Source organism: Listeria cossartiae subsp. cayugensis, from assembly GCF_014229095.1.
In the GTDB taxonomy this organism is placed as follows: domain Bacteria; phylum Bacillota; class Bacilli; order Lactobacillales; family Listeriaceae; genus Listeria; species Listeria cayugensis.
Window position 1 is genome coordinate 331,895 of record NZ_JAARZC010000003.1, and the last position, 12,864, is coordinate 344,758.

Below are 12,864 nucleotides of genomic sequence, written 5' to 3' on the forward strand. Positions count from 1 at the left end.
ATGCTAACAAAAGAAATATTACCTATTGGAAGCGTTGTTTATTTAAAAGAAAGCCTGAAGAAAGTTATGATTACGAGTAGATTAATTACAATTCAGGGAGATGAAGAAAAAGAATTTTTTGATTATGGAGGTGTAGTTTATCCAGAAGGGACAAAGGACGACAATATTTTAGCATTTAATGCAGAAGATATAACAGATGTGAAGTTTAGAGGTTTTGTAGATGATGATGAGGTAGTCTTGGTGAAGAGAATGAGAGAATGGCAGAAAGAAGAATTTGGTGTTTCTCCAGAAGAGGAGGATGAGATGCTTGAATTATGATGAACGTGTACGAGTTTTAATTGAGTTGAAGGTTGATTTGTCCGGAAAATTAGAAATGATGGAAAATGAAGAAGAGTTATTATGTAGACAAAAACATGATTTTGCAAGTGCCTGGTCAAATGCAAAAACAGAGGATGCTTATAGAAAATTAAATGAAGCAGTTAGAAAGAAAATCAAAGAAACAACAGAATATGCAAGAGAAATTGATGAAAAAATTACTGATCGCATCAAACGAATTGAAGCAGCATATAAAGCAGAATATCAGAGTAATAGGAGCTATACATGGCGTATCGCAGAAATCGACCCAATTAAATTTAAACAAAAGTATAATGAACGATTAAATCAGTTAAGCTACTTATCATGTGATGGCAGTGTAAAAACACGTTTAATAAAAGAGTTTCGGCAAAATAATTTCCTAAAATAGGAGGATGAAATATGGTAAGTCCAATGCCAGATAAAACAGTGAAAATGGATAAAGGAAGTATTAATCCTAAATTAGATAAACTAATTTCAAGTCTAGACAATTTTGATAATATCAATAAGAAAATGGGCACTATAGTAGGTACTCAGGAGATTAGTGGCGAAGCCGCAGATGCTTTATCAGAGAGCCTATTAGTGCTAGTAAGCTATGGGGAACAATACAGTTTAGTAATTAGAAACTTAAAAGAAGTGATAGCCGACTATTGTAAAAGTATAGAAGAAATTGATAAGACAGCAGCGAATGCGGTAGGTAAAGGTGTTTAAAAAGAAAGAGGTTAAACTATGAAAAGTAGAAATTGGTTAAAAGGAATAGGCATAACAATGATTGTCTCCACTTTATTTTTAACGGGATGTGAAAACGGGGATACCGAAAAAACAGATACAGTGGAACAGACTAAAAGTGTTGAAGAAGATGGGGAAAAAGTTAAAATTGAGAGTAATGAAGGGAAGCCGCAGCATGAACAACTTATTACAGTGAAATTACCACCAGAAGCAGATTATTTAAATGATGAAACGTTAGAAGTGTATGAGAAAGATAAAAAGAAGTATGACCAGACAAATCAACTAATTACTAATGATTCGATTACATTATTAGTAGGAGATTATGGTTACTATGATCCAATATGGGGATCATTAGATTGTTCTTTTATAATTGTTAATGGAACAAAAACAAGGGTAAAAGATCTCAGTTTTCAAATTAGTATAGAGGCTAATAATAATGTAATATCTGGGAAGGTGTTTTTAGATAGTACAGTCCAAGAACTCGCAAAAACCCAGATAGGAGATCTCCAACCTAATACTGGTGTTCCAATAGTTCTATCGTTTCCAGAGGAAAACGCAACAGGCGCTGATAAAGAGGGTAAGAAAATCGATACTAATAGTCTAAAAGTCCATATTAAAAAAATTCAATATAATACTGTAGATTAGGGGTGACAAAATGAGTAGAGAAATTAAAATCAATCCCATTTTTTTGAAGAATGTTGAAAACAATGTAACAAATTACATTGATGCCCAGAAAGAAGTTTCTGTAGCGTTACTGGCAGTTAGAGAGAACTTAGCAAGTAATTTTTCAGGTATTGCTTGCGACGAAATAAAAAATTATATAACAGAATTAATGAATGATTTAGAAAAGGAATTTGGTGTGTTCATTACAAAGAATCATGAAAAAGTTAAGGCGTTAGGGGAAAGTTATAAAGAACTTGATGGTCAGTTAGGGCAGACCTTTAACTATGGAATGGAGAGGACTAAATGAGCGGAAAAATAAAATTCAATATCGCCGAAGCTCAAAATATTAGTCTTGAGCTGAAAATTGCAGCAGGTAGGTATACGCAAGAAACAGAAGAGCTATTAAAAGCACTGAAAAATAATAGTTTATGTGATAAAGATCAAGATGTCGTTGAACAGAGGGGACGAATAGAGAAGAATAACCAAAGACTTATAGAATATGAGAAATTTGTAAACACAAATCTCGCTAAATCTAATTCAGTTATAGAAGAATTGTTTATGGGTGTAGAGGTATTGTATGCACAGCAAGTTTCCGAGTTTAGAAATCCTAATTCTGCAGGTTATAAAGAATTAATGGGTAATGTGAAAGCCGTGGCTTATAAAAATCTTTCGAATTTGCCGGGTCTGAGTAAAATGTTTGTATCAGACAATGTAACAGGCGCCTTAAAAGATATTAAAGATACATTGGTTGACACATTAATAGATAGTACCTACATGAAATTAATTAATGACACTGTTGAATATCAAGGTGAAAATAAAAATATAAGTGAATTATATGGAAGTAAAGCGGATAAAATAAAAATTGGCAATACTAAATCAATGACCACACCAACCAAATATATTTCAACAGCTTACCTCATCTCAGACACGCTAAAAAGTTTTAACAGTTATGGAAATAGCAAAGATTCCTCTCGACTTGCAGGAGATTTAACCGGGATAGCAATAAAAAAAGGTGCGGATTTTGCTGTTGGGAAATTAGCTACTACGGCATTAGCTGGTTTTGGTGTAAGTGGTGTTAAAGGGGCTATCGCAGGCGCCGTTATTTCCGTTGCTGCAGATAAAATTATTGATCCGACTGTTGAATATGTTAAGAAGAGAAAGACAGAAGCAAAGAGAGAGGAATGGGAAAGAAACGGTATATCTAAAGGATGGATGAAAATTCAAGATTTAAAATTAGAATATACTGTAGGTAATTATCAAGCAAGTTAACAGTTAAAATATAAGATTTTTTACCTAATAAAAATGACAGCAGTATCTATATGAGATTACTATCAACTTCACCATGTGCGGTACAAACAAAAGGAGGAAAAAATGTATATTAATTTAAAATCCAGTGATGGAAATGTGATTACAACAAAAGTTGGTTCTTGCTGGACCTGTGTATTTCTTTCGTTCTTTGGCCCTTTACTCCGAGGAGACATTAAATTCTTCGTTCTATATGCAATATTAGATGGAGCGGGACTCTTCATTGCTTTGAATTATGCTGGAGATATCGGAGCAGCTATCATGGCTATGGTAACTTTACTCTTTGAATCCAATTATAATACATGGTTTATCCGCGGGAAGATGAATAACGGGTGGGAACCGGAAACAGAGAAAGATCGAGAAATATTATTAGAAAAAGGCGTCATTAAAACAGAGGTATAGTATATAAATCCAATTCGAAAGGGACTCAATAAAATGAATTCAAATGAAATTTCAGAGATTATAATTCAGCAAAATAAAGGGAAAACAATTATTAAATTGCTTTATACCTTGCCTATATTATTATTTGGAATTTTTATTTTATTTAAAGTAAAAGAATCGTTATTACTAGGTGCTTGTGGAATAATCCTTTTAGTTATCGTGGCACCAACTTATTTTACTGTAGCTAAGCATTTTTTTTCGGGTAAGCCACTGCTTAAAGTGGATCAAGATGGTATTGAGGGATGGAGTAAACGCTTTAAGTGGAATGAAATTGAAAAAGTAGCCTTGCGTAGAGACTGGGGCGCCGTATATCTGACTGTATATGTACGGAAGAATGGCGGAATTCACAAATATAATATAAATACAAAAGAAATAGAACGTTCTGCCACAGAATTAATCAAACAAATAGGTTATTTAAAAAACAAATATGAATGATTAATTGCAAGGTTTAAGAAACAGTGGTAAATGATATGCTAGAACCATGAACGATATGAACGGTAAGCGAGCGTCCATGGTTTTTTAGCAACACAAATTATTATAGAAATATGGGACTGGTAAAAAGAACAAGTATAAAGATAAAAACTCGGTTGACGATTGGAGATATATGGCTTTTCATAAAAAATATAGAAAAAGAGATGGAGTTTAATCCGAAAATTAATCGAAACGGAATAAAATCGCTTCACCAGATTTTAAACTCTGACTGTGTAGAGATATAAAGTAAATTGGGTAGTCTAAGATGAAAAATTTATCTTAGGCTACTTAATGTACATAAGGATTTTGAGGTTTGAAAAGAATGTTTTTTGGTTGAAAACAAAGAAAACTAAAAAATTATACATATATAATTATAAGTTCAAATGTGAACAAGAAGCGTAGTGAGATTTTCTAAAGTAATGAAGGGAAACACGAATTAACAGTATCAAAATCAACTGAATAAGACACAAAAGATAAGAGGTTACAATATGAAAACTAGAAATTGGTTAAAAGGGTTAGGAGTAACAATGATTGCCACCACTTTAATTTTAACGGGATGCGGAAATGGAGACGCTGAAAAGACAGATACAGAGGAACAGACTAAAAACGTTGAAGAAGAAGGAAAAGAAGTAAAGATAGAGAGTAATGAAGGGAAGCCCCAGCATGAACAGCTTATAACAGTGAAGTTGCCGCCAGAAGCAGATTATTTAAATGATGAAACGTTAGAAGTGTATGAGCAAGATAAAAAGAAGTATGACCAGACAGAGCAACTAATTACTAATAACTCAGTTACAATTCTATTAGGTGATTTTTGCTATTATGAGCCGGCATGGAGCAGTCTTACATGTTCTGCAATTCTTGTGAATGGAACTGACACAAATATTGAAGACCTTAGCTTCAAAGCTGAAATAATGAATAAGCCAATGTCAGGAAAAGTTTTTTCGGATGATAAAGTTCCAGAACTTACAAAAGCAAAAACAGGAAAATTCCAGCCAAACGAGGGTATACCAATTATTTTAGTTTTCTCAGAAGACGATCCGAAAAATGAGGAAAATGCGGAGCCTCAAAAAATTAACATTAAAGATATAAAGGTTAAGATAAAGGATATTCAATATAAAGCAGTTAATGTAAAGGAACAAACAGCCAAAGAAAAAACTTAAAAAGGAATCACACTGTTCAAGATTATATAGATCAAGGTATTCATTAATAGGCAGGGTAAGTCGGTAAAACGAGTGAAGCAGAATAAAGGAGAAACTAAACAAGTAGCTAAAGAATTTTATTTTTTCGCAGATAAAACACTTTATAGCAAATTTATGGAACGTAAAAATGAATTTATAAAACTTAATTCATTATTAGGTAAATATGGTTCATTTTTACAAGGGGATAAAATAAATAGTGCTAGTTACAATAGCGAAATGAAAACATTACGAGCAGAAATGTATAAAATTAGTACTGTTCAGGAACAGGTAGTAAGAGATATATTTGATGTTTACAGTAATTCCATGTTAGGAGAGGGAGAAATTGCAAAAAGAATTAAAGATAAGTATGGAAATACCGTATCAAAAGAGCAGCTAGATATACTCATTGCATATGCGCAATGGATTGTATTAAAGCAAAGAAGCGACGGAACATGGAGAAGTGATGAAAGTTTACTTGCAAAAGACGCCAAGGTTTGTCTAGTCCGAGGTGAGGATGGGAATTTGAAGCTTATGCCTCAGGATGAAGTAAAGGATAAAGGCGAAATTCAATTTACAATTCCAGGAGTAAATGTATCTAAAGTAGTTACAGCAGGATTTGATTTTGGTGTAGATAAAAAGGGAAATATAGTCGCACCAGAGGACTGGAAATTACCTAAGAAAGAGGTAGGATTTGGAGCGGCTGTTAATTTTAGTGCGCTGGGTATAGAATTTCCAAATAATTTTAATGAAGATAAAGCGGTGCAAAAGCTTAAACTTAATAAAGTTGAGACGGGAAACATAGAAATAAACGCTAACACATCAACTCAAGGTATTTCAGTGGGAGCTCATGTTTCTGGAGTAGAAGCGTCCGGAACTATTCTTGATTGGCATGGGAGGGATACTGGGTTTAGTGTGAAAGTTAATTTATCGGTATTAACAGCAGGAGCAGAAGCAAAAATAACAATGGCTAATGGTATATCATTTAAACTCGGCACAGGTTTGATTGGAGCGGGTATTTCTGCAAACACATATGATGTAATTGATAAAAGGCTTAAATTTTAAATAGAGGAGGAGTATTATGAATTATAAAGTAGTATTATCGATGTTACTGGTTGCCATGATAGTTCTAGTAGGCTGTGGGCAAACAAGTAGCAATGTAGAAATTGAACAAAAAGAAAGTTCCAAAAAGAATACTGTCCAAGTAATAACGCCACCAGTGCTCATAAAGGATGGGGTAACACAGGAAGGCGACCAAAAAGCAATAGAAGATGCACAAAAATTCGTTACAGAAAAGAGCACTACCGCAGAGGGCGAATTGGGAATGAATGTAGTTGAAATAGTGAGTATTGACGGAGGAAAACCTTCAAAATATGCTTTTTTTCAAGTTCTAGAAAATCGATCAAATAATGAACTATCAAATGTTGAAATGTATTTTACAATTACCAATAAATTGACCCAAAATGTAATTTATAACAATGAACGAGTGTTTCTTTCTAAAGAAGACTATGGCGTAGTGAAACCAAATGAGGCAGTGCCATTTAAAGTAGCAATTCCAGATGAAGAAGGGATAACTAAAGGAATAACTCCCAAAGATTATACATTCGAATGGGAAGTTACTAATGCGGATATCAAATAATTAGTAGATTAAGTTAAAAATATAGTTTATAAGAGTGTTTTAGGGAAATTGAAGAAGATGATGTTCTCAATCCTAATCAAGCTATCCCATTTAAAATAACGAAATATTACACCTGGAATAACAAATTCAAAAATGAAAGAATAATCATTTACAGAATAAGAAAGGAGCTATAATGAAACTAAATTGGCCAAAATACATGTATGAAGATGCGGATATAAAAGCACAATTTTTAACAAAGGAAAATCAAGCTGTTTTACAAGAATACGAGCAGAATGTTAACGCAATCCAGTTGGAATTGCAAGAAAAGATTATGTTAGTTAAGGGACCAGTCTATATTAAAGATGAGTTTATAGATCAAACCATAATTCTTTTAAATAACAGTACAACTAGTATAGCTGATGTTCAATTAGAAATAGAACTAACGCTTCATACCGGTGAAAGTTTAGAAGGAAAGTTCTTATTACAAACAGAAAAATATGGAGAAATTTTGCCTAATGAAGGAATTGTAGAATTTTGTCGTTTTCCTAATAACAGTAAATTAGCTGAAATGACTTTGAAAAGTACGGAATATGAAGTTAAGTCAGAACTAACTTATACTAATTTATTAGCGGAAGATGGGGAGGGGTAAGCGTGCGGGTTTTAGGAGGAATAATAACAATCGTGGAAGGCATATTGCTGGCTATTGTATTTGGTAAGTCTATGAATGACGGGATAACAAGAGATATGGATAGCGTTGTGACGTGGATTGTGTTTTTAGGAATTATATTAGTTGTTACAGGAATAATAGGACTGATGAGTAGAAAAAAAATAATAGCAGTGTGCTGGTTTATAGTAGGTGGGATATTGTTAGTTTTACCAGGTGCGGCTTCAAATCAGTTGTATATAATTCAAATTCCATTTTTTATTTCGATGATGAGTATTTTAGCGGGAATTTTATTTTTGATTAGTTTAAGTAATGAAAAAAGAAGAGATGAAATTAGATGGAAAGCGCCAACAGAAGTAGAAACTCAACAAAACTCGGCGGAATACTTTAAGCGGATTTCAAAAGGTGAGTGAAAAATGTTTGGAGAGGTAGTTTTGCCATTATTTTAAAGAGGATCTTGTGACAAATTGTACAATTTAAAATGTGAGGTAATATTGCTTTTTATTGTATAGAAAGAAATGCTGGAGAACCTGAGAATCCGAAAAGTAAAAACGGAAGTAGATAAAAAATTGATAAGCATTCTTGGGAGAAAAATCAACGCTAAAATCACAAGCGACATGGACGGTATTGTCGCGAGAATTGTGTTTTTAAGCATCATAAGTTATTGCGGGAACAAGGGACTGGCAAGATTGTACAACAAATTCCAAAGAGAGAATAAAAACTAATTATGTGCGGGAACAAGTAGTCTAAGATGAGTGCGAGAATCTTAGGCTACTTAGCGTTCATCAAGAGTTATGGTTTATTCAATACTACAATATAGAACATAGACAGGAGACAAAATGAAAAAAATCATCCTAAGTTTATCAGCAACCTTATTCTTACTATCCGGATGTTTCAATATGAATGAGCAAACAGCGGAAGAAAAAGCCCAAAAAGGAACCACGCCTGTGCAAGATTATGTAGGGCAAGGGTTTTCATTTGTTGACGGGAATAAATCGGCAGAACGAGTGAAACAGAATGAAGAAGAGATTAAACAAAAAGCCATAGAATATGTGAAGACTAAATATAAAACAAATGTAAAAGTAAATAATGTGGTACCGGCTCGAAATGCAGCGATTGTTATGGTGGAATGCGAGGAGCTTATTCAATTTCATACTTCGGTCATAGTGGGGGAATCGATTAATAAAAAGGGTGAATGGTCTGCGAGGAGTAGTAATGGAGAGGTAGAGCAAGCAATTGTCAGTGGTTTATATGCCAAAGCTTATGAAACAGAATTCCGTAATTTAGATACGTTCACTGAGAAATTAGCTAAAGAAAATAACTTATTGGGATTGAGAGATGAAGCAATTGAAAAAACATCATCTTCAGGATATACAAGTAATCACTACTTTATTGCAGCATCATCATTAAGTTTTCCAAGTGTTTATCAAGCATATATAGAAAATCAAAGAATTGCCACAGATGAATTAAAATTATTATTTGCAAAAGATGATCCGGAGGGAAACATTTTATCAATCCCAATGGAATTTTATTCTAAAGAAGATAAACTCCCTGAGCAAAAGATAGCAGATAACTTGGCAGAGAGACTTAAACAAGAAAACGGATTACCTAAGGGAAACTATATGCTTACAGTATATAAAAATCTTATTCTTAATCGAGTAGGCTTGCCAGATGGTGAAAATGTGGACGTAGATAACATAATTAAATGAAATCACGAACGACAAGAATATCCTCAAACCTGTCTTGCTTTAAAAACATCCATGTTAATTTTCCTGGTACCCTCAATCCCCTCACCTGCTATACTAACTCCATCCTAACAAATGGAGTTGAAACCAATGACAAAAAACTTTAATAAATTAAAATCCCTACACGAACTACCCACCCCACTAATCCTCTACAACTGCTGGGACGTCGCATCTGCCAAAGCTATCCAACAAGGCGGAGCACCAGTAATAGCGACAAGCAGTTATGCAATTGCAGAATCACTTGGCGTAGTGGACGGGGAGCATTTAACTTTTGATGAGATGCTCCTCGTTATCACGCGTATCGCTCTGAATGTGAGTCTACCGCTGACGGTGGATATTGAAAGTGGTTATGCCAATGATTTGGAGGAACTGGCTCAGAATATTGAGCGGTTACTGACGATTGGGGTTTGCGGTGTGAACTTGGAAGATCAGCTGATTGGCTCTGCAAATCCTATGCTATGCAGTGTGGAGGAGCAATGTGATAAAATCAAGACAATCAAAGAAACGGCGGCGAAAATGAGTACGGATATTTTTGTCAATGCGCGGACAGATGTCTTTTTCCAAGGGCGCGAAGAAACGGAAGACTTGACGGGAGAAGCGATTAACAGGGCGGAGGCATACAAAGAGGCTGGGGCGGATGCTATTTTCATTCCAGGGCTGTTATCGCCAAAATTAATTCGTGCTTTTGTAGAAAAATCACCACTTCCCGTTAACGTCATGATGATGGATGGGATGCTCTCAAGCGCAGAATTACAAGAAATGGGTGTAAAAAGAATCAGCTATGGACCGTTTAGCTTTTTTCGGGCCAATTTAGCGATTCAGCAGGAAGTAGAGCGGATTTTTGCGGGAGGGGAAGCCTTGTGATAACGAATCAGCGGGATATTGATAAATATTATGATATGTTAGTGGAGAAAAATTCGAATTATGAAGGGGTCTTTTTTGTTGGGGTGAAAACGACGGGGATACTTTGTCGCCCAACGTGTCCAGCGAAGAAGCCTTTGAAAGAAAATTGTGAGTTTTTTAGTACGGCTAAGGAGGCGCTACTTGCATCTTACCGGCCTTGTAAGCGATGTGAACCTCTTTCCAATCCGACGAAAATGTCTCCTGCTGTGAAGTTGCTTGTTGATGCAATTGAGAAAGATCCGGAGAAAAAGTGGACCGATAAAGATTTTGATGAATTATCAATAAGTGCTAATACGGCGCGGCGCCAGTTTAAGAAGCAATTTGGGATGACTTTTATTGAGTATGCGCGGTCGCGGCGGCTCGGTCTTGCTTTTAAGCATATTCGGAATGGTGATTCGATTATTAATGCGCAAATTGATAGTGGTTATGAGTCTGGGAACGGGTTTCGGGATGCTTTTTCGAAAACGATGGGGAATGTACCGCATAAATCAAAAGATATCACTATTCTGCATTCTGCTTGGCTTGAAACTAAACTTGGCTCGATGCTCGCGATTTCCGACGATGATAGTTTACTTCTTTTAGAATTTGTTGATCGAAAAGGACTTGAAACAGAAATTAAAAAATTACGAATGCGCTTAAACGCAGCTATCACACCTGAAAAAACGGCTGTAATTAAACAAATTGAAGAAGAACTAGCGCTATATTTTAATGGCGAGTTAGTTGATTTTCAAACACCAATTCGCTGCATTGGCTCGGATTTTCAGCAAAGTGTCTGGGATGAGCTGCGTCGAATTCCAATAGGCGAGACGATTTCTTACAAAGGTCTGGCGGAAAAATTAGGGCGGCCAACCGCAAGTCGAGCTGTAGCAAGAGCAAACGGCACCAACCAATTATCGCTTATCGTCCCATGTCACCGTGTGATCAATACTAACGGAGCATTAGGCGGCTACGGTGGCGGCTTGGCACGCAAAGAATGGCTTATTAAACATGAAAAGATGGTTCCAAAGTAACGCGGAACCATCTTTTTTCTATTATTTCACCCGAATCCCAAACAACGGCATCAAGGCAGGCGCTTGAGAAAAATCAATGCTCACACCTTTTAAATCTTGCGGCATCGCAGTGATAGACTCAAAAATACAAGTACTAAGATCAACCCCACTAAGAGCACAATTCAAAAACTGCGCCTTATTCAAATCAAGCCGTTCCAAATACGTATCAACTAGCTGCGCACCACTAAAATCACTATTCGTATATGCGCCGGCTTCAAACGCGACCCATTTCAAATTGGCATAACGAAAGGCAACATAATCCGCGTAACAATCAACAAAAGTACAATTTCTAAGCGTAGCATCGCTGAAATTCACGCCAATTAATTTACAATTTTCAAAACGAACCCGGTGAATAACCGCACCCATCAAATCTAAATTCGATAAATCGCAATTTTTAAAAACAACATCAGTCAAATTCGCGCTTACAAGAGAAACCGAATCGAACACACACCCATCAAAAATAATTGTTTCTAAATGAAAATGTTCGAAAATTTCCCCAGTAAGCGTCGTTTTTCTAAAAATCTGCTCACTAACTTCACCAACATCTTCAATAAAATATGTATCATTTGGATAAACCGTCAAATCCTCATCAGGAATCCGCGGCGCAGTAATTTTTTTCATTATTTGGACCTCACTTCCGCTTTCATTATACCGTATTTTGTCAGGAAATGGAGCGGAAAATCGTTTACCTTTCGTAAAAAACGGATTACAATGAATTTAGAATGAAAATGGCACTGGAGGAGTGAGCGAGATGACAGCGAGCGTGTTTGTAGCAGGAAAATTACTACCAGAAACGATGGAAACTCTTGGGAAATGGGATGTTAACGCCTATACGGGTGAAGAAAATATTATAGAAGATGAGCTGTTAAAAAATACAGCCGAAGTGGACGCAATCATATGCCCACTTTCTTCACCAATCACAGCAAAAGTATTAGAATCAGCAAAAAATCTAAAAATCGTGGCAAATATTGGCGCGGGTTTTGATAATATCGATGTGAAAAAAGCGCAGGAGTTGGGCATTGCGGTGACGAATACACCAGATGTATCAACGGAAGCGACGGCTGAACTGACGCTGGGATTGATTTTGGACGTAGCACGGAGAATTTCAGAAGGCGACCGATTATGCCGCGAAACCCCCGAGCAATTTAAAGGTTGGGCGCCAACGTTCTTTTTAGGAACAGAGTTAAGCGGAAAAACGCTTGGAATCATTGGTTTAGGAAGAATTGGTCAGGCGGTCGCGAAACGTGCCACTGCTTTTGGAATGAAAATTATTTATTCAGGGCACAATCCGAAAGAAGCTGCAAAAGAGTGGAACGCTGAGTTTGTGAGCCAAGAAGAACTATTGCAGCGGAGCGATGTCGTGACGATCCACGCGGCATATAATCCAAGCTTGAAACATTTATTGAACGAAACAACCTTAAAAACAATGAAGTCAAGTGCATTTTTGATTAATGCTGCCCGTGGTCCTGTTGTGGAGGAAGCGGCACTAATTCATGCGTTAAAAACAGGTGTTATTGCTGGCGCCGCACTTGATGTCTTTGAGTTCGAACCAAAAATTGGCGCAGAGCTAGGCAAGCTAGATAATGTCGTTTTAACACCACACATCGGCAACGCAACCGTGGAAACCCGTACAGAAATGGGCAAAATCGCTATCGCCAATGTGGAAGCAGTTTTGGCAGGCGGAGAACCGTTACATTCCGTGTATTGATACGGATAAATATAGCCATGGCGAGTTGCTGTGGCTGTGTTT

Annotated in this window: 18 protein-coding genes; 17 read left to right on the top strand and 1 reads right to left on the bottom strand. The window is 36.1% G+C overall.

The genetic code is table 11. From position 1 onward, the window contains the following. The 16 genes from HCB49_RS11395 (at position 1) to HCB49_RS11470 (ending at position 11,075) form a co-directional block, all read left to right on the top strand. Positions 1-318, top strand: coding sequence for a DUF4176 domain-containing protein (locus HCB49_RS11395; RefSeq protein ID WP_185605000.1), 318 nt, complete (start codon positions 1-3; stop codon positions 316-318). Further along, positions 308-742 (top strand): hypothetical protein, encoded by a 435-nt coding sequence (locus HCB49_RS11400; protein ID WP_185605001.1) that lies wholly within the window; start codon positions 308-310, stop codon positions 740-742. Before HCB49_RS11395 ends, HCB49_RS11400 begins: the two co-directional genes overlap by 11 nt. 11 nt (positions 743-753) lie before the next feature. Continuing rightward, positions 754-1,062 (top strand): hypothetical protein, encoded by a 309-nt coding sequence (locus HCB49_RS11405; RefSeq protein ID WP_185605002.1) that lies wholly within the window; start codon positions 754-756, stop codon positions 1,060-1,062. Positions 1,063-1,080: 18 nt separating this feature from the next. Next, on the top strand, positions 1,081-1,725 hold the full coding sequence (locus HCB49_RS11410; protein ID WP_185605003.1) for a hypothetical protein: 645 nt from the start codon (positions 1,081-1,083) through the stop codon (positions 1,723-1,725). 10 nt (positions 1,726-1,735) lie between these two features. Beyond that, a complete protein-coding gene (locus tag HCB49_RS11415) occupies positions 1,736-2,050 on the top strand; it encodes a toxin B (protein WP_185399314.1) in 315 nt (104 codons plus the stop codon). Beyond that, the gene (locus tag HCB49_RS11420) at positions 2,047-3,012 is read left to right on the top strand and encodes a hypothetical protein (protein WP_185605004.1); all 966 of its coding nucleotides are present in this window, start codon (positions 2,047-2,049) and stop codon (positions 3,010-3,012) included. The genes HCB49_RS11415 and HCB49_RS11420 overlap by 4 nt, the downstream gene beginning before the upstream one ends. Before the next feature lie 102 nt (positions 3,013-3,114). Then, positions 3,115-3,450: a hypothetical protein gene (locus HCB49_RS11425; RefSeq protein ID WP_185605005.1), complete on the top strand. Its 336-nt coding sequence runs from the start codon at positions 3,115-3,117 to the stop codon at positions 3,448-3,450. Between the two features lie 33 nt (positions 3,451-3,483). After that, positions 3,484-3,924: a DUF5381 family protein gene (locus HCB49_RS11430; protein ID WP_009924108.1), complete on the top strand. Its 441-nt coding sequence runs from the start codon at positions 3,484-3,486 to the stop codon at positions 3,922-3,924. Positions 3,925-4,448: 524 nt separating this feature from the next. Next, positions 4,449-5,120, top strand: coding sequence for a hypothetical protein (locus HCB49_RS11435; protein WP_185605006.1), 672 nt, complete (start codon positions 4,449-4,451; stop codon positions 5,118-5,120). A gap of 72 nt (positions 5,121-5,192) precedes the next feature. Then, positions 5,193-6,200 carry a hypothetical protein gene (locus tag HCB49_RS14360; RefSeq protein ID WP_260479527.1) on the top strand — a complete coding sequence of 336 codons (1,008 nt, stop codon included), beginning with the start codon at positions 5,193-5,195 and terminating at the stop codon, positions 6,198-6,200. Positions 6,201-6,216: 16 nt separating this feature from the next. Then, a complete protein-coding gene (locus HCB49_RS11445) occupies positions 6,217-6,774 on the top strand; it encodes a hypothetical protein (RefSeq protein WP_185605007.1) in 558 nt (185 codons plus the stop codon). A gap of 172 nt (positions 6,775-6,946) precedes the next feature. Then, the gene (locus tag HCB49_RS11450; RefSeq protein ID WP_185605008.1) at positions 6,947-7,402 is read left to right on the top strand and encodes a hypothetical protein; all 456 of its coding nucleotides are present in this window, start codon (positions 6,947-6,949) and stop codon (positions 7,400-7,402) included. 2 nt (positions 7,403-7,404) lie between these two features. Next, entirely contained in the window at positions 7,405-7,830 is a 426-nt protein-coding gene (locus HCB49_RS11455) for a hypothetical protein (protein ID WP_185605009.1), read from the top strand. Between the two features lie 426 nt (positions 7,831-8,256). Then, the gene (locus tag HCB49_RS11460) at positions 8,257-9,126 is read left to right on the top strand and encodes a DUF1672 family protein (RefSeq protein ID WP_185605010.1); all 870 of its coding nucleotides are present in this window, start codon (positions 8,257-8,259) and stop codon (positions 9,124-9,126) included. A gap of 126 nt (positions 9,127-9,252) precedes the next feature. After that, positions 9,253-10,026, top strand: coding sequence for an isocitrate lyase/PEP mutase family protein (locus tag HCB49_RS11465; RefSeq protein WP_185605011.1), 774 nt, complete (start codon positions 9,253-9,255; stop codon positions 10,024-10,026). Beyond that, on the top strand, positions 10,023-11,075 hold the full coding sequence (locus HCB49_RS11470) for a bifunctional transcriptional activator/DNA repair enzyme AdaA (protein WP_185605012.1): 1,053 nt from the start codon (positions 10,023-10,025) through the stop codon (positions 11,073-11,075). Before HCB49_RS11465 ends, HCB49_RS11470 begins: the two co-directional genes overlap by 4 nt. A gap of 21 nt (positions 11,076-11,096) precedes the next feature. On the opposite strand, the gene HCB49_RS11475 is transcribed toward HCB49_RS11470, so the two are convergent. Then, complete coding sequence (locus tag HCB49_RS11475) at positions 11,097-11,735, bottom strand: pentapeptide repeat-containing protein (protein WP_185480567.1); 639 nt, start codon at positions 11,733-11,735, stop codon at positions 11,097-11,099. Between the two features lie 130 nt (positions 11,736-11,865). Here HCB49_RS11475 and HCB49_RS11480 point away from each other — a divergent pair, with 130 nt between their 5' ends. Next, the gene (locus tag HCB49_RS11480; RefSeq protein WP_185605013.1) at positions 11,866-12,822 is read left to right on the top strand and encodes a 2-hydroxyacid dehydrogenase family protein; all 957 of its coding nucleotides are present in this window, start codon (positions 11,866-11,868) and stop codon (positions 12,820-12,822) included. Positions 12,823-12,864: the final 42 nt, after the last annotated feature.